The organism is Microvirga sp. M2 (assembly GCF_047497095.1).
GTDB lineage: Bacteria > Pseudomonadota > Alphaproteobacteria > Rhizobiales > Beijerinckiaceae > Microvirga.
The window spans coordinates 3,566,886-3,586,450 of record NZ_CP134063.1 but is presented as its reverse complement, the minus strand read 5'-3'; the positions used below and the strand labels follow the sequence as shown (position 1 = coordinate 3,586,450).

Genomic DNA, 19,565 nt, shown 5'->3' with positions numbered 1-19,565 from the left:
GCTTCATCAGAAGGCGGACAGCAAAAAGGCCGGGCGGGTGCCCGGCCTTGCCTGGAGCCTTTTCCGCAAAAGTGGATGCCGGTTTTGCGAAGAAAAGGCGTCTTTCTCAAACAACAGGAGCCTTTTCCATGAACCGAAGTTCATGGAAAAGGCTCTAGTCGTGCTGGAGCGCGTTGCTTACCAGCTCGTGAGAACGGCGCCCTTGAAGGTCTCTTCCACGAAGGCCTTCACCTCGGGGGAGTGATAGGATTCGACGAGCGCCTTCACCCACGGCTTGTCCTTGTCCTCGGCGCGCACGGCGATGATGTTGACATAAGGGCCCTTCGGATTCTCGCGGGTCAGCGCGTCCTTGACCGGATCGAGGCCCGCCTGCGTGGCATAGTTGGTGTTGATGACGGCGGCATCCACGTCGTCGAGGACGCGCGGAGCCTGAGCCGCGTCGATCTCCGTGAACTTCAGGTTCTTGGCATTGGCCGTGATGTCGAGGATCGTCGGCTTGAAGCCGACATTGTCCTTCAGCTTGATCAGGCCCTTGTCCTGCAGCAGCAGCAGCGCACGGCCGCCATTGGTCGGATCGTTCGGGATCGCGACGCGGGCTCCATCCGGCAATGCGTCGAAGGCCTTGTGCTTCTTGGAGTAGACGCCGATGGGGAAATTCACGGTCTGAGCGGCCGTCTCGATTTTGTAGCCGCGGTTTTCCTTCTGGTTGTCCAGATAGGGCTGGTGCTGGAAGGAATTGGCCTCCAGCTCGCCCGAAGCGAGGGCTTCGTTCGGCACCACGTAGTCGGAGAATTCGATGATCTTGATGTCGAGGCCCTTCTTGGCCGCGATGGGCTTCACGGCCTCGAGGATCTGCGCGTGCGGACCGGGCGTGACGCCGATGCGGACCGTCTGCGTCTGCGCGGCGGCTGGCAGGACGGCGAGCGAGAGAAGGGCAATGAGGCCTAAGCGCTTCAGGGACATGCGGGTACTCCTTGTTCGAAATCCTGAATGACTTGGATGGGCGGGACTTGGATGGGTCGGGACATGCATCCCGGGAGAACAGCAAAAATGCCGGGCGCGAAGCCCGGCATTCTCAGAGAAACGAGACGTGTCCTACCAGCTCGTGAGAACGGAGCCCTTGAACTCTTTTTCCACGAAGGCCTTCACTTCCGGCGAATAATAGGAGTCGAGAAGCGCCTTCACCCACGGCTTGTCCTTGTCCTCTGAGCGCACGGCGATGAGGTTCACATAGGGGCCCTTCGGGTTCTCGCGGGCGATGGGGCCCTTCACCGGATCGAGGCCGCCTGCCGTGGCATAGTTGGTGTTGATGATGCCCGCATCCACGTCCTCGAGAACGCGCGGCCCTTGCGCGGCTTCGATTTCGACGAACTTGATCTTCTTCGGGTTGTCCGTGACGTCGATCGGAGCGGGCTTGAAGCCGACATTGTCCTTCAGCTTGATCAGGCCCTTGTCCTGCAGCAGCAGCAGCGCGCGGCCGCCGTTGGTCGGATCGTTCGGGATCGAGATCGTCGCGCCGTTCGGCAGGGTATCGAGGCTCTTGTGCTTCTTCGAGTAGATGCCGATCGGGAAATTCACGGTCGGGCCGACGCTCTCGATCTTGAAGCCGCGATCCGCCACCTGGTTGTCGAGATAGGGCTGGTTCTGGAACGAGTTCGCCTCGATGTCGCCGGCCGCGAGCGCCGCGTTCGGCACCACGTAGTCGGAGAATTCGATGATCTTGATATCGAGGCCCTTCTTGGCCGCGATGGGCTTCACGGCTTCGAGGATCTGCGCGTGCGGACCGGGCGTGACGCCGATGCGGACCGTCTGCGTCTGCGCGGCGGCTGGCAGGACGGCGAGCGAGAGAAGGGCAGCGAGGCCCAGTTTCTTCAGGGACATGCGGATACTCCTGGTGCGGGGTCCTGACAGAGACGGAAGATCAGCCGTGGCGGATGCGCTTGTTGAGGTGCCGGGCGAGGCGGTCGCCGATGCTCTGCACAGCCTGCACGAGCACGATCAGAACCACGACCACGGCGAGCATCATTTCCGGCATGAAGCGCTGGTAGCCGTAGCGGATGCCGAGATCGCCGAGACCGCCGCCGCCCACGGCGCCGACCATGGCCGAGAAGCCCAGAAGCGACACGATGGCGAGCGTGAGCCCGAGCACGATGCCCGGCAGGGCCTCGGGGATGAGGACCTTCAGGACGATCTGCAGCGGGCTCGCCCCGAAGGCGCGGGCCGCTTCCACGAGCCCCTGATCCACCTCGCGGATGGCGCCCTCGATGAGGCGGGCGATGAAGGGAGCGGCCGCGATCGTCAGCGGCACGATCGCCGCATTGGTGCCGATGGAGGTGCCCGCGATCAGGCGGGTGAAGGGAATGATCGCGACGACGAGAATGATGAAGGGCGTCGACCGCGTGGCGTTGACGATCACGCCGAGCACGCGGTTTACCCAGGGAGCCGCGAAGAGTTCGCCCTTGCCGCTGGTGGCGAGGAACACGCCGAGCGGGAGGCCGATGAGCGTGGCGATCAGCGCCGCGACGGCGACCATGTAGAGCGTTTCGCCGGTGGAATTGGCGATGAGGCGGATCATCTCAGGCGACATGGCCGAGGACCTCCGTGTCGAGACCGTGCTGTTTCAGGAATTCGAGCGTCGTCCGTGCCGAGGCCTCGGGGACGCCGACCACGAGGGTGCCGAAGGGCCGGCCCGCGATCTCGTCCACCGCGCCGGACAGGATATTGGCTTCGATGCCCTGTTCCCGCGCGAGCCGCGCCAGAACGGGATCCGTCGCATGCGGGCCGCGGAAACCGATGCGGATGACCGCCTGGCTGTGGGGCGAGGCTTCCGTCTGCAGGCGCTTCTGCACGTAGGGCGGCAGCACCCGGCCGGCCTCGTCGCCCAGGAACGAGCGCGTCACCTCGTTCTGCGGACGGGTGAACACCTCGAACACGTCGCCCTGTTCGACGATGCGTCCGCCCTCGATCACCGCGACCTCGCGGGCGATGCTGCGGATCACCGCCATCTCGTGGGTGATGAGAAGGATGGTGAGGCCGAGTTCCTCGTTGATGCGCGTGAGCAGGTCGAGGATCGACCGGGTGGTCTCCGGATCGAGCGCGGAGGTCGCTTCGTCCGAGAGCAGCACCTTGGGCTTCGTGGCGAGAGCGCGGGCGATGCCGACGCGCTGCTTCTGGCCGCCCGACAATTCGGACGGATAGCGGTTGCGCTTGTCGGTCAGTCCGACGAGCGAGAGCAGTTCCTCGACCCGGTTCCTGATCTCCGCCTTGTCGTAGCCCGCCACCTCGAGGGGCAGCGCGATGTTGTCGGCCGCCGTGCGGGAGGACAGCAGGTTGAAATGCTGGAAGATCATGCCGATGGAGCGGCGGGCATGGCGCAGGGCGGATTCCGGAAGCGCCGCGATATCGGCGCCGTCCACGATCACTTTACCGGAGGTGGGCTTCTCCAATCCGTTCACCAGGCGTATGAGAGTGGACTTGCCGGCGCCAGAGCGGCCGATCACGCCGAGGATCGATCCCTGCGGCACGGCAAGGTCGATCTCGCGCAAGGCGGTGACGGGCTGGCCGTCGCGTCCCGGGAAGGTCTTCGAGATCTTCTCCAGGCGCACGATTGGCTCCGCCGGGATCAGGCGCTGGGACGGCTGATCGCCAAGATATGCGAGAGGGGCGTTCATAGGGTCGCCTTCGAGGTCATCTTTCAGGTTATCTCGATGCATGCGGCATTGCGTTCTTTGTGTCAACCGTTTCGTATTTAATAACGAAAATATCTGTCATAACGGAACCTCAATGCGGCCTGTCGAGCTGGGGGAGCTGCGTCGTTGTGGCAAAGGCCAGATAGGAATAGTGCCTTGTTTGCGCCATGAACGTCCTTGATTGGCAGCCCGATTTCGCTCTACCCAAGTAATCGTGTCGGACGGCCGTTCCGGCCGAGGAGATTGCCCGAATGAACAGGCTGATTGCGTCGATCCGGCAGATCTGGCTTTTGACGTATCCGTTCTTTACGTCCAAGGACCCCACCACCCTGGATATCTGGCTGCTTGGCCGTCTTCGCGTCCAGGTGCGCTGGGTCGCCCTGGCGTTCCTGGCCGTCGTCATCGGGGCGGAATTCGCGAAGGTCGCGATCAACGTGCGGTTGTCCTACTTCAGCCGGGACTGGTTCAATGCCATCCAGGACAAGAATGAGGCCGAGTTCTGGCGTCAGCTCATCATGGTCTTCAGCTTCTGGGCCGTCATCTACGTGACCGTGGCGATCTACCAATACGCGATCCGCTCCTATCTCACGATCCGGTGGCGAACCTGGATGACGCAGCACTACATCGGGGCTTGGCTTGGCGAGCATAGCCATTACCGGATGCAGCTCGAGGGCCGAAACAGGACCGATAACCCGGATCAGCGCATCCAGGAGGACGTCCAGAGCTTCACTCAGACGACGTTCATCCTGTTCCTGGGAATTCTCTCGTCCGTTTCCACGCTCTTCTCGTTTGCGTTCGTCCTCTGGAGCCTTTCGGCCGATTTCACGCTGCCCTTCACGGATCTCCGCATTCCGGGCTTTCTCCTCTGGGGAGCCCTGCTGTATGCGGTGATAGGGACGTGGCTGACCCATGTGGTCGGCCGGCCCTTGATCAGGCTGAATTTCGAGCAGCAGCGTTACGAGGCGGATTTCCGCTTCTCCCTGGCGCGCATCCGTGAATACGGCGAACAGATCGCCCTGCTCCGCGGCGAGCCTTCCGAGGCCGATCAGTTGCGCGGCCGGTTCGGAAGCGTCATCGGAAACTTCCTCCAGATCGTCAGCCGGACGAAGAAGCTCACGGCTCTGACCGCCGGCTATTCGCAGGTGAGCAACGTCATTCCCTATGTTCTGGTCGCGCCGTATTATTTCGGCGGCAAGATCGCCCTGGGCGGGATGACCCAGACAGCCAGTGCTTTCAGCCAAGTCCAGTCATCGCTGTCGTTCTTCGTCGATGCCTACTCGACCCTTGCCGAATACAAGTCGGTCGTCGACCGTCTCACGAGCTTCGACGCGTCCGTCCATCATGTCCGCGATGCGCAGAGGCACGAGCGGCATGTCCGGCTCCGGCAGGGGACGGGGCGCGACATGGAGCTGTCCGATCTCATGGTCGGCCTCCCGAACGGGCAGATGCTGGTTCAGGTGGATCAGCTCACGCTCCGTCAGGGCAACAGCGTGCTGCTGACCGGTCCGTCGGGAACGGGCAAGTCGACCCTCTTCCGGGCCATTTCGGGAATCTGGCCGTTCGGGGATGGGCATGTGGTCCTGCCGCAGGGCCAGAGCATGATGCTGCTTCCGCAGCGGCCGTATCTTCCCATGGGCACCCTGCGCGAGGCGGTGACCTATCCCTCCAAGGGGGACACCTACAGCGATGCCGCGATCGCGGAGGCCCTTCGGGCGGCAAGGCTTCCGCAGATCGCCGACAAGCTCGACGAGGAGCGTGCATGGGGCCAGACCCTGTCGCTGGGCGAGCAGCAGCGCCTTGCGGTGGCCCGTGCGCTTCTCGCCAAGCCCGACTGGCTGTTCCTGGACGAGGCGACGGCGGCGCTCGACGAGGCGACCGAGGCCGAGATCTATCAGATCCTCAAGGAGAAGCTGCCCCACACGACCCTGGTGTCCATCGGCCACCGTTCGACGCTCGCAGCGTTCCACGACCGGCGCATCGACCTGAGGCGCGCGGAGAATGGCCTGTCGACGCCTGTCGACTTGATGCAGCCGCAGCCGGCCGAGTAGGCGCGATCCGGGCGGGCTTCGTCCGTCGTCCCCGGACTCGTTCCGGGGATCCGCGTTTTCGAGGCGCGGCGGCGTCACGACGTGGATGGCCGTGCCGAGGGGAGGCCATTCCCGTCCGCGCTTGGAACCGCATATAAAAAAGGCCGGCGCATGCGCCGGCCTTTTCGTTCGGATCAGGAGCTTCTCTTAAAGCGAGCGCTCGAGGACGAGATCGCCGGTCTGGCTCTTGATGATCAGGTTGCGGCCCTGGATGTCCCATTTGCCGGAGGTGCGCAGCGCCATGAGGAAAGCGTGCTCGGTCGCCATGGCGGCCTTGTCGCAGCTCTTCTTCGTCACGGCGAAGGGCGCAACGGCCAAGCCCTGGTCGCGAAGCGGATAGGCCGTGGTGGAATAGGTGTTGCAGCCGCCGAAGCCGGTGGCGCGCATCTGGTCGTCGAGCCGGAAGCTCGGACGTTCGCCGCCGAACGGCTTCCCGTTCAGGCTCACGGCCACCCAGGAGGAACCGAGGGGAAAGATCTTGCCGCTGGCGCCCGGCTGCGGAACCTTGGTGTCCACTTGACGGGTTGGACCCGCGGGCCGGCCGAGCGTTGCCGCCGTCTGCGCCTCGGCCACGGAAACCTGGGCCGCGGAAACGGCGGCGAAGACCGCCAGAAGTGCTGCAAGCCGAAGGGCGTTCATCGGAACCTCTTCATCGTAAAAAAATCGCCGGAACCATAAGGGGACTTGCCCCTGGAGGCAACGTCCTGAGTGATATTGTCCTATGGCGTCTGATATCACGGACAAGCTGAAGCCTCGGTGAAGCATCTCCGGATCGTGACCGTCAGCCGATCCGCTTCAGGAGCCGTTCCGTCAGCCCGTTGGTGGGGCGGAACAGATAGTCGAAGGGACGCACCGTGATGTCCTGCGCCCCGATGCCCTGCAGGGCCCCCACGATGTCGAACATCGCGGCGGCGCGGCAATGGAGCACGATCTCGCGGCCGAGCGCATTGCCATAGGGAAGAGAAGCGTCGAAGTCCCGCGCGAGGGCCGCGAGGGCAGGAGCCTTGGCCGGATCGAGCGCGGCGCGGATCTCGCGGCTGTTGCGCGCCTCCTCCTCGGCCGCGATGCGCGTGAGCACGGCGGTGGCGGCGGCGCGCGCCCGGTCGGACCAGGGCGCGCGGGTGGAGGCGGCGAGATTGGCCTCCGAGCGCAGCATCACGCCGTCGTCCAGGATCTTCAGGGCATTCGCCGCAAGGGTGGCGCCCGTCGTGGTGATGTCCACGATCAGCTCCGCCGAGCCTGCGCCCGGTGCCCCTTCGGTCGCACCGAGGCTCTCGACGATCCGGTAATCGGCGACGCCCTTCTCGGCGAAGAAGCGGCGGGTGAGATTCACGTATTTCGTGGCCACCCGCATCTTGCGCCCGTGACGGGCGCGAAGATCGGCCGCGACCTCGTCGAGATCGGCCATGCCGCGCACGTCGATCCAGGCCTGCGGCACGGCCACCACCACGTTGGCGTGGCCGAAGCCGAGGGGGGTGAGCAGCTCGACGGCGTCATCCGCATCCGCGATCTGCTCGCGGATCAGGTCCTCGCCCGTGATGCCGAGATGGACCGCTCCCGAGGCGAGCTGCGTCACGATCTCGGACGCGGACAGGAACGCCACCTCCACGCCGGGCACGCCCTTGAGCGTGCCGCGATAGTCGCGCGCGCCCCGCGACTGGGAGAAGACCAGGCCGGAGCGGGCGAAGAACGCCGCCGCGTTCTCCTGCAGGCGGCCCTTGGAGGGCACCGCCAGAATGAGGGGGGAATCGGTCATCAGGGCCTCTGCGCGATACGGTCGAGCCAGAAGGAGCAGCCCACCGCCGGGATCGGGCTGTCGGCTCCGAGATGCTCCAGCAGGCGGTCGTAGCGCCCGCCGCCGACGACGGGCTTGCCGTCGCTGCGGCGAGGGTCCTGCACCTCGAAGATGAAGCCGGTATAATAGTCGATGTTGCGCGCGAAAGTGGCGGCGAACGAGAAGGAGCCGACATCGAGCCCCCGCGCGGCCATGAACCCGGTGCGCTCTTCGAGGAGGCCGATGGCCGGGCCGAGGTCGAGCCCGGCATCCCCGGCGAGCATCCGCACGGCATCCGCCGCCTGGTCCGGATCGCCTTCGATCGTAAGATAGCGCTCGAGAACCTGCCGGGCTTCCTCGGACAGGCCCGAGCGGTTTGCCGCGCGCGCCAGGAAGCGCTCGGCGATCTCCCCCGCGCTGCGGCCGCCGACGCTGGCGATGCCCGCAATCGAGAGAATGTCCTCCACGAAGGCCTTGGCGGCCTGCGGGGCCTGTCCCTCGATGGCGGCGAGAAGGCCCGCATGCTCCTGGCTGCCCGGTCCCTCGGTCTCGGAGAGGCTCGCGAGCCCCTGGCCGGACACGATGGCCCGGATCACGCGGCGCTTCGCGGCGGGCGCGACGCCGAGGGCGTCGATGAGGGCATGGAGCAGTCCCATGTCGCCGATCTTCACGGCAGGCGCCGGGGCTCCGAACAGGGCCAGGCCTTCCAGGGCGAGCCCGAGGATCTCCGCATCGGCCGCGGCGGCATCGGCCCGGCCGATGGATTCGAGGCCCGCCTGGAGAAACTCGCCGCTTTCGCCCGGCCGCATGCGGAAGACGGGGCCGCCATAGGCGTAGCCCGAGGGCTGGGCTCCCCGATGGGAAAGATGCTGGAGGCAGACCGGAATGGTGTATTCGGGCCTGAGGCACAGCTCCGCGCCCGAGGCATCCTGCGTCACGAACATGCGCCGCCGGATGTCCTCGCCCGAAAGGTCGATGAACACGTCTGCAGGCTGCAGAACCGGCGGTTCGACACGCGCATAGCCCTCGCGCTCGAAAAGCGCGATCAGCGCGACAATGGCATCCGTCTCCGTCACTGGCTTCGCCTAATCCTTCTGTCCGGCATGCTCTCTAGCAACGCTCGGCCGGGAACGCGACCGTTTTCAGTGGGAAGGGTGAATGGGAGGAGACCGGGCGAGCCGTCATGGCCATGACGTCATGGTCCCTTCTCGGCCCGTTCTCGGCCCCTTCTCGTCATGGCCGGACTTGATCCGGCCATCCACGCCTCGAGAAGCTCTGCGCCTCGAAGACATGGATCCCCGCGGCGCAAGCCCTGGAACGACGAGCTGAGTGCCGGATCACCGAAAGCCGGTAACGACGAGGGAGAGCGCCGTTCGGAACCGTGCGAGCGACCGGTCACCCCTTGTGGGGCGTATTGCCCTTGGCCTTCGACGTCTTGCGCTTGCTGTGGTCGCTCGAACGGTGGACGTACTTCACCCTCTTGCCTTCATCCTCGGTCTTGGCTTGGGCGTCGGCTTCCTCCGCTGCGCCGGTGATGCGGGCCGGCAGGAACTGGCGGGCGGCCTCCGTGACGACGCCGGCCACGGCGCCGGCCGCGGTCTGGGTCAGGTCCGCGCCGTGGGAGCCCGCACTGGCCGCGGCGGCGCCGGCCTTCTTGGCGGTGCGGGTCTTCGTGAGGGCGGCGGCGGCCGCGCCTGCGGCCGCAATCAGTGCATCCGCCAGGATCTCGCGGCCCAGATCCGTGTTGATCAGATCCATCAGGCCCGACTTCCTGGCCTTCTTGGCCAGCTTCGTGCCGGTACTCTTCTTGTCGCCGCTCTTCTTCTCTTTGCTCTTGGCCTTCGCCATGGGTGTCTCCTGATAGTCAAGCTTCAGAAGACAACCCCAAGGAAAGCGTGGGAGTTCCCGACAGGCCGGGCCTTACCCGAAATGCCGGCCCAGAACCTCGCGAACGGCCTCCACCAGCTTGTCTTCCGCCACGGAGAACTGAGCGGGGCGGGCCGATTTCCACTCCGCATTGGACGCGATGGCCTGGGCCGCCTTGGCGCCCTCGATCAGATCCTTGATCTCCACCTCGCCGCGCTCGCGCTCGTTGGAGCCCTGGATGATCACGCAGGGGCTCTGGCGGCGGTCGGCGTATTTCATCTGCGCCTTCATGCCGGACGAGCCGAGATAGAGTTCGGAGCGGATGCCCGCCCGGCGCAGGGCCGAGACCATGCGCTGGTAGGCGGCGATCTGATCCTTGTCCATGACGAGCACCACCACCGGGCCGGGCTTGTCGGCGCCGGACACGATGGGGCTCCTGATCATCTGGAGCGCCGAAAGCAGGCGCGAGACGCCGATGGAGAAGCCCGTCGCCGGAACCGGCTCGGAGCGGAAACGGCCGACGAGGCCGTCGTAGCGCCCGCCGCCGCCGACGGAGCCGAAGCGAACCGGGCGCCCGTCCTCGTCCTGCACCTGGAAGGTCAGCTCCGCCTCGTAGACGGGGCCGGTATAGTATTCGAGGCCGCGCACGACGGAAGGATCGATGATCACGCGGTCCTCGTAGCCGGAGGCGGCCACGAGGGCTGCGATCTCGGCAAGCTCGTCGGCGCCTTCGAGCCCTCTGGCGGAAGAGCCCACGACCTGGCGCAGGTTCCCGACCGTCGCGGCATTGCTCTCGCCCTTGGCCGACGTGAAGGCGAGTACGCGCTCGATGGCATCAGGGGACAACTGGGCCCCCTTGGTGAAATCGCCGCTCTCGTCCTTGCGGCCCGCGCCCAGAAGCTGGCTCACGCCCTCGGGCCCGAGGCGGTCGAGCTTGTCGATGGCGCGCAGCACGGTGAGGCGCTGGCCGGCTTGCGTCTCGCCGCCGAGGCCGATGGCTTCGAGCACGCCGTCGAGAACCTTGCGGTTGTTGATCTTGATCAGGTAGTCGCCGCGCTTCAGCCCGAGCTTTTCGAGCGTATCGGCGGCCATCATGCAGATCTCGGCATCAGCGGCGACGGAGGCCGAGCCCACCGTGTCCGCGTCGAACTGCATGAACTGGCGGAAGCGGCCCGGACCGGGCTTCTCGTTACGGAAGACCCAGCCCGCGCGGTAGCTGCGGTAGGGCTTGGGGAGCGCGTCGAAGTTCTCGGCCACGTAGCGGGCGAGCGGCGCCGTCAGGTCGTAGCGCAGCGACAGCCATTGCTCGTCGTCGTCCTGGAACGAGAACACGCCCTCGTTCGGGCGGTCCTGGTCGGGCAGGAACTTGCCCAGCGCGTCCGTGTACTCGACGAAGGGCGTCTCGACGCCTTCGAAGCCGTAAAGCTCATAAGAATCGCGGATCGCCGCGAGCATGCGCTCGGTGGCGGACAAATCGGCGGGGGTGCGGTCGGCAAAGCCGCGCGGTGCGCGGGCCTTGATCTTGTCGGCCTTGGACATGGGTTCAAACAACAGCCGTTATCGAGGAAAAACGTGCTTGCGTCCTAACCCGTGCGGGCAAGAGGGGCAAGGGTAGATGCTCCCACTATAGAACAGCACATCGTTCGTGCGAAAACACCGGGGCCGCTTTTTCGCACGATGCGTTAGCGCGGCACGGAGCCGATCCGGCCTGGATCCTGCGACCAGTAAATCAGGATGGGGTGCCCTATGACATCGGTTATCGGCACGGTGCCGAAGGCACGGCTGTCCGATGAATTGTTCCGATTGTCCCCCATCAGAAAGACCTCGCCCTCGGGCACGTCAACGGCTTTCATCGTGTCGTAAGACGTCCTGCCCTCGGCATGCTCGATGATCCGGTAGCTCTTCCCCTCAGGAAGAGTTTCTTCGTATTGGCGCACCTCGACGGGCCGACCGTCAGCATCGTCGCCCACCTGTTCGCGCGGGACCAGGGTGCCATTGATGGAGAGGCGGCCCGATGCCATCTGCACCCGATCACCCGGCAGGCCGACAACGCGCTTGATCCAGATGACGGGATGGGCGGCCTTGATGTGAAAGCGGAAGAAGACGAGATCGCCCCGCTTCAGCTTGGGTGTCTGCCAGATATGCATGGCTCCCAGGACGTAGTCCCCCGGATTGAGGGCAGGGCTCATGGATACGACGGGAACGGTAAAGGTCTGAAACTTCGCCGGTCCCCATGAACGAAGCCAGATTGCTCCCGCGCCGATCAGGAAAAAGCCCATGGCGGACAGACAATAGAGTGCGAGACCCAGAAGTCCGAGGTCGGAATTCGAGACCATCCGCCTTTTGAGGCTGACGCACATGAAGGTCACCATTCGATCGTGAAACAATGTTATATCGAACGGTGGGAGCGGGGAGCAAGGCCTAATCAAGAAGCCATGCTCCCCAAAACGTCATGGCCGGGTCACGGATCGCGCGGGATGACATGTCGCTGGCGGCTCGCGACGTCCGAGCGGCCATCGCCGCCCTCAGGAATGGCTTTCGCGGCGACGCCCGCGAGCCGATTCCGATCGCCGCAAAGGAGCTTTGGGCTGCGCGCCCCGCAGGGGCAAGCCCCACGTCAGCCTGTCATGCCATGGGCTTCGTAGCCCGCCGCGTCGAGCACGCGGGCGACGTCGATGCTTTGCGCGTGGGTGACGACATGAACGCGGCCGTGGTCCAGGTCCACATCGACCTTAGCGCCGGGATCGAGGCGCCGGATCGCCTTGGCGACCGCGTCGGCGCAGCCCTGGCAGGTCATGCCGTCGACCTGCATCAGAAGGTCCTTGCGGGGTTCTTCCATCGGAAACTCCTTCTCGCGTCACGCGTCCGGCCGCGGAAGCGTGGCAAAGTTGTTGTCTATTGTTGGAACGCGGTGCTTGTGGCCTGAGACTCTTTTCGTCCACCATCGCGGAATTGCTGATTCGCCGATTTTCGCCGAACCAGGGGAGCGGGGGCACCCATGGTGACCGAGAAGGTCCATAACGATAAGGAGCAGCGAGCGAAATTGTTCGCTCTCGCGCTCGCAAGTCTCGCCATGGCGGGAGCGGCCGTCGGGTTCCTGCCCGCGGCTGCGATCCTGCCGCTGGTGGCGTTCCTCGGCATCGCGGCTTCCGCGGGCTTCGTCCTGGCCTGGAAAAGGGCCGACGAGGCTTTCGCCGCCGCCCGGCTTGCGCGCGACGACCTCGCCCATGTGAGCGCGCGGCTCGCCAAGCTCGAGGGGCTCGTGAAATCCGTCCCCGGGGCGACGCCCGCCCTGCGCACGACCATGGCGGAAGTGACCGGGACCGTGGGCCTGCTCGGGGGCGTGGTGCGCGAATTGGCGAAGAACGTCGCGACCCAGCATCGGGACGTCGCCGAGCTGAAAGGCCACCTGAAGGCCGCTCCGACATTCGAGGGCGACCGGCAGGAGAGCCGGCAGCAGCCCGAGAGCCGGCAGGAGAGGGTGGCTCCCGTCCTGCTGCCCCAGACCGCTCCTCACGCCGCCGCGGCCGATCGGCCGGTTCTACAGCCCGCGCCCCGCAAACCGGAGGAAGAGATCCGCCGGATGCGGCTGATCATGCAGGCCTTCGAGGCGGATGGAATCGAGCTGCATCTGCAGCCCATCGTGGGGCTTCCCCAGCGCAGGATCCGCTTCTACGAGGCCCTGGCGCGCCTGCGTCTTGCGGACGGGACGCTGCTCGGGCCTTCGGAGTTTCTCGGGGTCCTCGAGCGCCTGGGCCGCGCGCCGGAATTCGACCGACGGGTCCTGACCCGCGCGATGGCGGTGGCCCGCCATCTCCTCGCCAAGGGCAGCGAGGCGATCATCTGCATGAACCTGACGCCCCATGCCGTGCGGGAGCCGGGCTTCCTCTGGTCGCTGATGGGGATCCTCGACGCCGCGCACGAGGTCCTGGGCAGGGTCGTCCTTGAATTTCCGCAGGAATGCTGGCGCGATCTCGATGCCGACCGGCGGGAGGCTCTGGCCGCCCTGCGGTCCAAGGGTGTTCCCCTTTCCCTCGACACGGCGACCGATCTCCGCTTCGACGCCCGGGATCTCGCCGATCTGGGCGTGCGCTTCCTGAAGCTGCCGGCGGAACTGCTGGCGGCCGCCGGGCGCGACGAGAGCCATCGCCTAGGCCCGGAACTCGGCGTCCGCGATTTCGCCTCTGCCTTGCGCCGCGAGGGCATCAAGCTGGTGGCCGAACATGTGGAGGACGAGGAGATGGTGCCGGTTCTGGCCGATCTCGGCGTGCCGCTGGCGCAGGGCTTCGTGTTCTCGCCGCCGCGCGCGGTCAGGGCCGAGGTGCTGGCCGCGGCCGCCGCCCGCCAGGCTACCCCGGAGGGTGCCCAGTCCCGCCTGCAGCGTGCCGGATGAGCCGAACCGGTTGACTTGAGAGCCGCAAGGGCCTACCCGCCCGGTTTCATCACCAGCGAGATCCCATGACCGTCTCCTCCCGTCCCGCTCTCGTCGAGGGCCTGAAATCTCTCGCCGAGAACTACGACCTCATCCTGTGCGACGTCTGGGGCGTGCTGCACAACGGCGTGAAGGCCTATGAGGCGGCGGGCGATGCGCTCACGCGCTTCCGCGCCAAGGGCGGACGCGTCGTTCTCGTCTCCAACGCTCCGCGCCCGGGCTACTCGGTCGGCACGCAGCTCGACGGCTTCAAGGTTCCGCGCGACGCCTATGACGCCATCGTCACCTCGGGCGACCTGACGCGGCTTGCCATCGAAGAGCGGATCGACAAGATCGTGCATCACATCGGCCCGCCCCGGGACATGCCGATCTACGACGGTCTCGACGTGCGTTTCGGCTCCATCTCGGAGGCGGAGTACGTGGTCTGCACCGGTTTCGACGACGACGAGCGCGAGACCGTCGAGAATTACCGCGAGCGCCTCGAAGCCATGCGCCGCCGCGATCTTCTCATGGTCTGCGCCAATCCCGATCTCATTGTGGAGCGCGGCCACATGATCCTGCCCTGCGCCGGCACGATCGCGCTCGCCTACGAGGAGACGGGCGGGGCGGTGTTCTATGCCGGAAAGCCGCACGCGCCGGTCTATGAGCGGGCGCTCGCCGTGGCGTCGGGACTGAGCCAGCATTCCATCCCGAAGGCGCGCATCCTGGCCGTGGGCGACGCCATCCGGACGGACATCGCCGGAGCCTCCGGGTTCGGCATCGATTCCCTGATGGTGGCCCGCGGCATCCACGCCGAGGAGCTCGGCCTCCACAAGGGCGATCTCGTCTCCGACCATGTGCAGGATTGGGCCGACCGTCAGCCCGTCATGCCGACCGCCATCACGGACGTGCTGTCCTGGGACGCCTGAGAGCGTCCTTGACGCTGCAGCCGGTTGAGGTAGAGACCCGCTTCATGCCCTCCGACAAAGCTCTCGCACCGGTCTCGTCCTCCTTCGCGGTCTGCCGCGACCAGGACCCCGTGCCCGGGACCCTCAAGGGGGCGGTCGCGGCGATCGGCAATTTCGACGGCGTGCATCGCGGGCATCGGCACCTGCTCGACATGGCCCTCGGCTCCGGCCGTCCGGCGGCGGCCGTCACCTTCGAGCCGCATCCGCGCCTCTTCTTCCAGCCGGACAAGCCGCTGTTCAGGCTGACTCCGGAACCCGTCAAGCTCGAGATCTTTGCGCGCCTCGGCCTTGCCGGGGCTTTCGTGCTCCGCTTCGACCAGAGGCTCGCGTCCCTCGGTCCGGAGGAGTTCGTCGACCTCCTGGCCCGGGATCTCGACCTCTCCGGCGTCGTCATCGGCCACGATTTCCATTTCGGACGCGGACGCGAGGGAACCCCGGAGCGGATGAACGACCTGTGCCGGAAGCGGGGGCTCGATTGCTTCATCGCCCCCGCCGTCGTGGAAGGGACGCAGCCCGTCTCCTCCAGCGCGATCCGCGCGGCCCTGGAGGCGGGAGACATCGCTCGGGCCAACGCGCTCCTGGGCTATCGCTGGTTCGTTCGCGCCCAGGTTCGGCACGGAGACAAGCGGGGCAGGGAGCTCGGCTATCCGACGGCCAACATGCGTCTTCCCGACGATTGCCGGTTGCGCCACGGCATTTATGCCGTGCGGGCCTCGGTGGAGGGCCGGCCGGTCGACGGAGTCGCCAGCTTCGGCCGGCGCCCGACCTTCGACAATGGTGCGCCCCTGCTGGAAACCCATCTCTTCGATTTCGAAGGCGATCTCTACGGCCGGACCTTCGACGTGGAGTTCGCCGGGTGGATCCGCGGCGAGGAGCGCTTCGAGACGATCGAGGCGCTGATCGCGCAGATGGACCGGGATTCGGACGCGGCCAGGCGAATTCTGGAGGACGACCCGACCCCGTCGATGATCGGCTAGGCGAGCATGTCTCCCTCGGGCGCGCCCCGGCCGAGTTCGTCCGGCAGCGGATCGCCCTCCGCCACGAAGCGCAGCGAGACCGAATTCATGCAATAGCGCTCGCCGGTCGGAGGCGGGCCGTCCGGGAATACGTGGCCGAGATGGCCTTCGCAGCGGGCGCAGCGGATTTCCGTGCGGACCATGCCGTAGCTTGAGTCGCGCACGAAGGCGACGTGGCTCCGGTCGATGGGATTGAAGAAGCTCGGCCAGCCGGTCCCGGATTCGAATTTGGTGCCCGACTTGAAGAGCGGCAGCCCGCAGAGGCGGCAGCAATAGGTGCCCTTCTCCTTGGCCTCGTTGAAGATGCCGCAGAAGGGACGTTCCGTGCCGTGTTCCAGGAGAACGCGGCGCTCTTCGTCGTCGAGATCGTCCACGAGCCTGCGCAATTCGTCGGAGGAGGGGGGCGTCAGGTCGAAGCCCGCGTCGGAGCGCCTGCCTCGCGTGGTGGTCATGTCTGCCATGGGGTCAATCCTAACCTGGTGGGCTTGGTGTCGATCTGGCTCCTAAGATAGGGAGCGCAGGCGCAAATCACCACGCTTTATTATCCTCCCCGGCGCTGCTAAAAGGCTCCCATGCCCATGGATTGTCAGGCTCAAGCCCCGGCCCTCGTCCGGCCCTCGCGAATTATCGGCCCGGCCCTCGCGTAATCCGCGAAGGTCCGGGATCTTTGCCGTTCGCCTCACATGCAGCCTGAATGAGCCCCGGAATCAGGGGCCGCTTGGATCGATTGACCGTCATGACCGACAGACCTGAGAGCGCCGCTCGCGACTATTCCGAAACCCTTTTCCTGCCCCAGACCGAATTTCCGATGCGGGCAGGGCTGCCCCAGCGCGAGCCGATCCTCCTGGAACGCTGGAACGAGATGAAGCTCTACGAGCGCCTGCGCGAGGTCCAGAAGGGCCGCACGCGCTTCGTGCTGCACGACGGGCCTCCCTATGCCAACGGCAACATCCATATCGGCCACGCCCTCAACAAGATCCTGAAGGACCTGATCGTCCGCTCGCAGGGAATGCTCGGCTTCGACTCCAACTACGTGCCGGGCTGGGACTGCCACGGCCTTCCCATCGAGTGGAAGATCGAGGAGGAGTACCGCGCCAAGGGCAAGAACAAGGACGAGGTGCCGATCGTCGAGTTCCGCCGCGAGTGCCGCGCCTTCGCGGAGAAGTGGATCGACGTCCAGCGCGAGGAGTTCAAGCGCCTCGGCGTCGGCGGCGACTGGGCGCACCCCTACCTCACCATGTCCTACGACGCGGAAGCGCAGATCGCCCGCGAGATCATCAAGTTCGCGACGAGCGACCAGCTCTATCGCGGCTCGAAGCCGGTCATGTGGTCCTCGGTCGAGAGGACCGCTCTCGCCGAAGCCGAGGTGGAATATCACGAGAAGACCTCGACCACGATCTGGGTGAAGTTCAAGATCACCAACACGCTCGACGCCGATCTCGAGGGCGCATCGGTCGTGATCTGGACCACCACGCCCTGGACGATCCCGGCGAACCGCGCCATCGCCTATGGCGAGACCATCGCCTACGGCCTCTACACGGTGACGGAAGCCGCCGAGGACAACTGGGCGCGGGTGGGTGACCGCCTGGTCGTGGCCGACAAGCTCGCGGCCGACGTGTTCAAGGCCGCGCGCGTCGCCGGCTACGAGCGCGTCAAGGACGTGCTGCCGGTGATGATCGAGCGCTGCGCGCATCCGTTCCGCGGCCTGGCAGGCGCGAACGGCTACTGGGACTTCGCGGTGCCGGTGCTGCCCGCCGATTACGTCACCGACGATGCGGGCACGGGCTTCGTGCACACGGCCCCGGGCCACGGCGCGGACGACTACAACACCTATGTGAAGCATCGCGACGTGTTCGCAGCCTGCGGCACGAAAGAGGTGCCCCACACGGTGGCGCCCGACTCGTCCTATTTCCCCGACGTGCCGTTCTTCGCCGGCGAGCGCATCTACGACGACAAGGGCAAGGACGCGGGCGCGAACGAAGCGGTGATCAGGAAGCTCGTGGAAGTCGGCGCGCTGATCGCGCGCGGCCGCCTGAAGCATCAGTATCCGCATTCCTGGCGCTCCAAAGGTCCGCTCATCTTCCGCAATACGCCGCAATGGTTCATCTCGATGGACAAACCGCTCGACGCTCACGGCGATACCCTTCGCCAGCGCGCGCTCAACGGCATCGAGAGCGTGCAATGGGTGCCGGAATCGGGCGAGAACCGGATCACGGGCATGATCGCCAATCGTCCCGACTGGGTGGTGTCGCGCCAGCGCGCCTGGGGCGTTCCGATCGCGGTTTTCGTGAAGAAGGGCACCAACGAGATCCTGAAGGACGAGCGCGTGAACGGGGCCATCGCCGAGGCCTTCGAGAAGGAGGGCGCGGATGCGTGGTACGCGGATGACGGTTCGCGCTTCCTGAAAGCGGGCGGCTACGATCTGAACGACTTCGAGAAGGTGAACGACATTCTCGACGTGTGGTTCGATTCCGGCTGCACGCACGCCTTCGCGCTGGAGAAGCGCCCCGACCTGCAGGTTCGCCGCAAGGTCGACGGCGGGCCCGACCGGGTCATGTATCTCGAAGGGACGGATCAGCATCGCGGCTGGTTCCACTCGTCGCTGCTCGAGAGCTGCGGCACGCGCGGCCGCGCGCCTTACGACATCGTGGTGACACACGGCTTCACGCTCGACGAGCAGGGCCGCAAGATGTCGAAATCGCTGGGCAACACGGTCGCCCCGCAGGCGATCATCAAGGACTACGGCGCCGACATCCTGCGCCTGTGGACGGCTTCGGTCGATTACTGGGACGACCAGCGCATCGGGCCCGAGATCATCAAGACGACGGCGGAAACATACCGCAAGCTGCGCAACACGATCCGCTGGATGCTGGGTTCGCTCGCCCATTTCCGCGAGGCCGACAAGGTCGCGTTCGGCACGATGCCGGAGCTGGAGCGCTTCGTGCTGCATCGTCTCGTGGAGCTCGACGGCGAGATGCGCGAGGCCTACGCGAACTACGACTACAAGCGCGTCGTAGCCCTCCTCAACTCGTTCATGACCACGGACCTGTCGGCGTTCTACTTCGACGTTCGCAAGGACACGCTCTACTGCGATCCCATCTCGAGCGTCGCGCGCAAGAGCGCGCTGACCGTGATCGACCAGACCTTCCGTTGCGTGGTGGCCTGGATCGCGCCGATCCTCGCCTTCACGGCCGAGGAGGCGTGGCTCGCACGCTTCCCGAATGCGGAATCCGTGCATCTCGAGACGTTCCCGCAGGTGCAGCCCGAATGGCGCAACGACGCGCTGGCGGAGCGCTGGGCGAAGGTGCGCCGCGTGCGCCGCGTCATCACCGGCGCGCTCGAGATCGAGCGTGCGCAGAAGCGCATCGGCGCGAGCCTGGAGGCGGCTCCCGTCGTGTTCATCGCCGACCAGGGCCTCTTCGAGGCCGTCCAGGGACTCGACATGGCCGAGATCTGCATCACCTCGGCCATCCAGGTGATGCAGGGCGAGGGGCCCGCGGAGGCGTTCCGACTCGAGGACGCGAAGGGCGTGGCCGTGGTGCCGGAACTCGCTCGAGGCCGCAAATGCGCCCGCTCCTGGAAAGTCACGCCCGAGGTGGGCAGCGACCCGGATTATCCGGACGTGACTCCGCGGGATGCGGAAGCCCTTCGTGAGTGGGACCGGCTGAAGGCGGCTGCGGAATGATCAAAGGCGAAAACTCCCAGACGCCGGCTCCGGGTGCTCCCTCCGGCGCTCCCTCCTCGGCGCCGCAGC

At 66.0% G+C, this 19,565-nt stretch carries 17 protein-coding genes; 5 read left to right on the top strand and 12 right to left on the bottom strand.

The window, feature by feature from the left end; all coding sequences use genetic code 11:
• Positions 1–177: 177 nt before the first annotated feature.
• The 4 genes from RE429_RS17035 to RE429_RS17020 form a co-directional block, all read right to left on the bottom strand.
• Positions 178–963 carry a MetQ/NlpA family ABC transporter substrate-binding protein gene (locus tag RE429_RS17035; RefSeq protein ID WP_414471896.1) on the bottom strand — a complete coding sequence of 262 codons (786 nt, stop codon included), beginning with the start codon at positions 961–963 and terminating at the stop codon, positions 178–180.
• Between the two features lie 132 nt (positions 964–1,095).
• Positions 1,096–1,881, bottom strand: coding sequence for a MetQ/NlpA family ABC transporter substrate-binding protein (locus RE429_RS17030; protein WP_414471895.1), 786 nt, complete (start codon positions 1,879–1,881; stop codon positions 1,096–1,098).
• 40 nt (positions 1,882–1,921) lie between these two features.
• The gene (locus RE429_RS17025; protein ID WP_370438563.1) at positions 1,922–2,587 is read right to left on the bottom strand and encodes a methionine ABC transporter permease; all 666 of its coding nucleotides are present in this window, start codon (positions 2,585–2,587) and stop codon (positions 1,922–1,924) included.
• Positions 2,577–3,671 carry a methionine ABC transporter ATP-binding protein gene (locus tag RE429_RS17020; RefSeq protein ID WP_414471894.1) on the bottom strand — a complete coding sequence of 365 codons (1,095 nt, stop codon included), beginning with the start codon at positions 3,669–3,671 and terminating at the stop codon, positions 2,577–2,579. Before RE429_RS17020 ends, RE429_RS17025 begins: the two co-directional genes overlap by 11 nt.
• Before the next feature lie 269 nt (positions 3,672–3,940).
• On the opposite strand from RE429_RS17020, the gene RE429_RS17015 reads away from it, so the two are divergent.
• Positions 3,941–5,737: an ABC transporter ATP-binding protein/permease gene (locus tag RE429_RS17015; protein ID WP_414471893.1), complete on the top strand. Its 1,797-nt coding sequence runs from the start codon at positions 3,941–3,943 to the stop codon at positions 5,735–5,737.
• Between the two features lie 186 nt (positions 5,738–5,923).
• On the opposite strand, the gene RE429_RS17010 is transcribed toward RE429_RS17015, so the two are convergent.
• The 7 genes from RE429_RS17010 to RE429_RS16980 all read right to left on the bottom strand — a co-directional run bounded on the left by RE429_RS17010 (position 5,924) and on the right by RE429_RS16980 (position 12,255).
• Positions 5,924–6,415 (bottom strand): META domain-containing protein, encoded by a 492-nt coding sequence (locus tag RE429_RS17010; protein ID WP_414471892.1) that lies wholly within the window; start codon positions 6,413–6,415, stop codon positions 5,924–5,926.
• A gap of 142 nt (positions 6,416–6,557) precedes the next feature.
• A complete protein-coding gene (hisG, locus tag RE429_RS17005; RefSeq protein WP_414471891.1) occupies positions 6,558–7,532 on the bottom strand; it encodes an ATP phosphoribosyltransferase in 975 nt (324 codons plus the stop codon).
• Entirely contained in the window at positions 7,532–8,626 is a 1,095-nt protein-coding gene (locus tag RE429_RS17000; protein WP_370438558.1) for an ATP phosphoribosyltransferase regulatory subunit, read from the bottom strand. Before RE429_RS17000 ends, hisG begins: the two co-directional genes overlap by 1 nt.
• Before the next feature lie 319 nt (positions 8,627–8,945).
• On the bottom strand, positions 8,946–9,398 hold the full coding sequence (locus RE429_RS16995; protein WP_414471890.1) for a hypothetical protein: 453 nt from the start codon (positions 9,396–9,398) through the stop codon (positions 8,946–8,948).
• Between the two features lie 72 nt (positions 9,399–9,470).
• On the bottom strand, positions 9,471–10,955 hold the full coding sequence (gene hisS, locus RE429_RS16990; protein ID WP_414474232.1) for a histidine--tRNA ligase: 1,485 nt from the start codon (positions 10,953–10,955) through the stop codon (positions 9,471–9,473).
• 143 nt (positions 10,956–11,098) lie between these two features.
• Positions 11,099–11,803, bottom strand: coding sequence for a signal peptidase I (gene lepB / locus RE429_RS16985; RefSeq protein WP_414471889.1), 705 nt, complete (start codon positions 11,801–11,803; stop codon positions 11,099–11,101).
• 230 nt (positions 11,804–12,033) lie between these two features.
• Positions 12,034–12,255, bottom strand: coding sequence for a heavy-metal-associated domain-containing protein (locus RE429_RS16980; protein WP_414471888.1), 222 nt, complete (start codon positions 12,253–12,255; stop codon positions 12,034–12,036).
• Positions 12,256–12,414: 159 nt separating this feature from the next.
• On the opposite strand from RE429_RS16980, the gene RE429_RS16975 reads away from it, so the two are divergent.
• The 3 genes from RE429_RS16975 to RE429_RS16965 all read left to right on the top strand — a co-directional run bounded on the left by RE429_RS16975 (position 12,415) and on the right by RE429_RS16965 (position 15,772).
• Entirely contained in the window at positions 12,415–13,809 is a 1,395-nt protein-coding gene (locus tag RE429_RS16975; protein WP_414471887.1) for an EAL domain-containing protein, read from the top strand.
• 65 nt (positions 13,810–13,874) lie between these two features.
• The gene (locus RE429_RS16970; RefSeq protein WP_414471886.1) at positions 13,875–14,756 is read left to right on the top strand and encodes a TIGR01459 family HAD-type hydrolase; all 882 of its coding nucleotides are present in this window, start codon (positions 13,875–13,877) and stop codon (positions 14,754–14,756) included.
• Between the two features lie 44 nt (positions 14,757–14,800).
• Positions 14,801–15,772 (top strand): bifunctional riboflavin kinase/FAD synthetase, encoded by a 972-nt coding sequence (locus tag RE429_RS16965; protein WP_414471885.1) that lies wholly within the window; start codon positions 14,801–14,803, stop codon positions 15,770–15,772.
• Here RE429_RS16965 and msrB read toward each other — a convergent pair.
• Entirely contained in the window at positions 15,769–16,272 is a 504-nt protein-coding gene (msrB, locus tag RE429_RS16960; RefSeq protein WP_414471884.1) for a peptide-methionine (R)-S-oxide reductase MsrB, read from the bottom strand. The two genes, RE429_RS16965 and msrB, sit on opposite strands and share 4 nt — an antisense overlap.
• A gap of 275 nt (positions 16,273–16,547) precedes the next feature.
• Between msrB and ileS the strand changes: the two genes are divergently transcribed.
• The gene (gene ileS, locus RE429_RS16955) at positions 16,548–19,496 is read left to right on the top strand and encodes an isoleucine--tRNA ligase (RefSeq protein WP_414471883.1); all 2,949 of its coding nucleotides are present in this window, start codon (positions 16,548–16,550) and stop codon (positions 19,494–19,496) included.
• The last annotated feature ends 69 nt before the right edge of the window (positions 19,497–19,565 follow it).

Excerpts from the sequence above, each read along its gene's own strand:
- RE429_RS16975 (WP_414471887.1), top strand. The coding sequence starts at position 12,415 with ATGGTGACCGAGAAGGTCCATAACGATAAGGAGCAGCGAGCGAAATTG.
- RE429_RS16980 (WP_414471888.1), bottom strand. The coding sequence starts at position 12,255 with ATGGAAGAACCCCGCAAGGACCTTCTGATGCAGGTCGACGGCATGACC.
- msrB (WP_414471884.1), bottom strand. The coding sequence starts at position 16,272 with ATGGCAGACATGACCACCACGCGAGGCAGGCGCTCCGACGCGGGCTTC.
- RE429_RS17035 (WP_414471896.1), bottom strand. The coding sequence starts at position 963 with ATGTCCCTGAAGCGCTTAGGCCTCATTGCCCTTCTCTCGCTCGCCGTC.
- RE429_RS16965 (WP_414471885.1), top strand. The coding sequence starts at position 14,801 with ATGCCCTCCGACAAAGCTCTCGCACCGGTCTCGTCCTCCTTCGCGGTC.
- RE429_RS17010 (WP_414471892.1), bottom strand. The coding sequence starts at position 6,415 with ATGAACGCCCTTCGGCTTGCAGCACTTCTGGCGGTCTTCGCCGCCGTT.
- hisS (WP_414474232.1), bottom strand. The coding sequence starts at position 10,955 with ATGTCCAAGGCCGACAAGATCAAGGCCCGCGCACCGCGCGGCTTTGCC.
- RE429_RS16970 (WP_414471886.1), top strand. The coding sequence starts at position 13,875 with ATGACCGTCTCCTCCCGTCCCGCTCTCGTCGAGGGCCTGAAATCTCTC.
- RE429_RS17025 (WP_370438563.1), bottom strand. The coding sequence starts at position 2,587 with ATGTCGCCTGAGATGATCCGCCTCATCGCCAATTCCACCGGCGAAACG.
- hisG (WP_414471891.1), bottom strand. The coding sequence starts at position 7,532 with ATGACCGATTCCCCCCTCATTCTGGCGGTGCCCTCCAAGGGCCGCCTG.
- RE429_RS17020 (WP_414471894.1), bottom strand. The coding sequence starts at position 3,671 with ATGAACGCCCCTCTCGCATATCTTGGCGATCAGCCGTCCCAGCGCCTG.
- RE429_RS17030 (WP_414471895.1), bottom strand. The coding sequence starts at position 1,881 with ATGTCCCTGAAGAAACTGGGCCTCGCTGCCCTTCTCTCGCTCGCCGTC.
- RE429_RS17015 (WP_414471893.1), top strand. The coding sequence starts at position 3,941 with ATGAACAGGCTGATTGCGTCGATCCGGCAGATCTGGCTTTTGACGTAT.
- ileS (WP_414471883.1), top strand. The coding sequence starts at position 16,548 with ATGACCGACAGACCTGAGAGCGCCGCTCGCGACTATTCCGAAACCCTT.
- RE429_RS16995 (WP_414471890.1), bottom strand. The coding sequence starts at position 9,398 with ATGGCGAAGGCCAAGAGCAAAGAGAAGAAGAGCGGCGACAAGAAGAGT.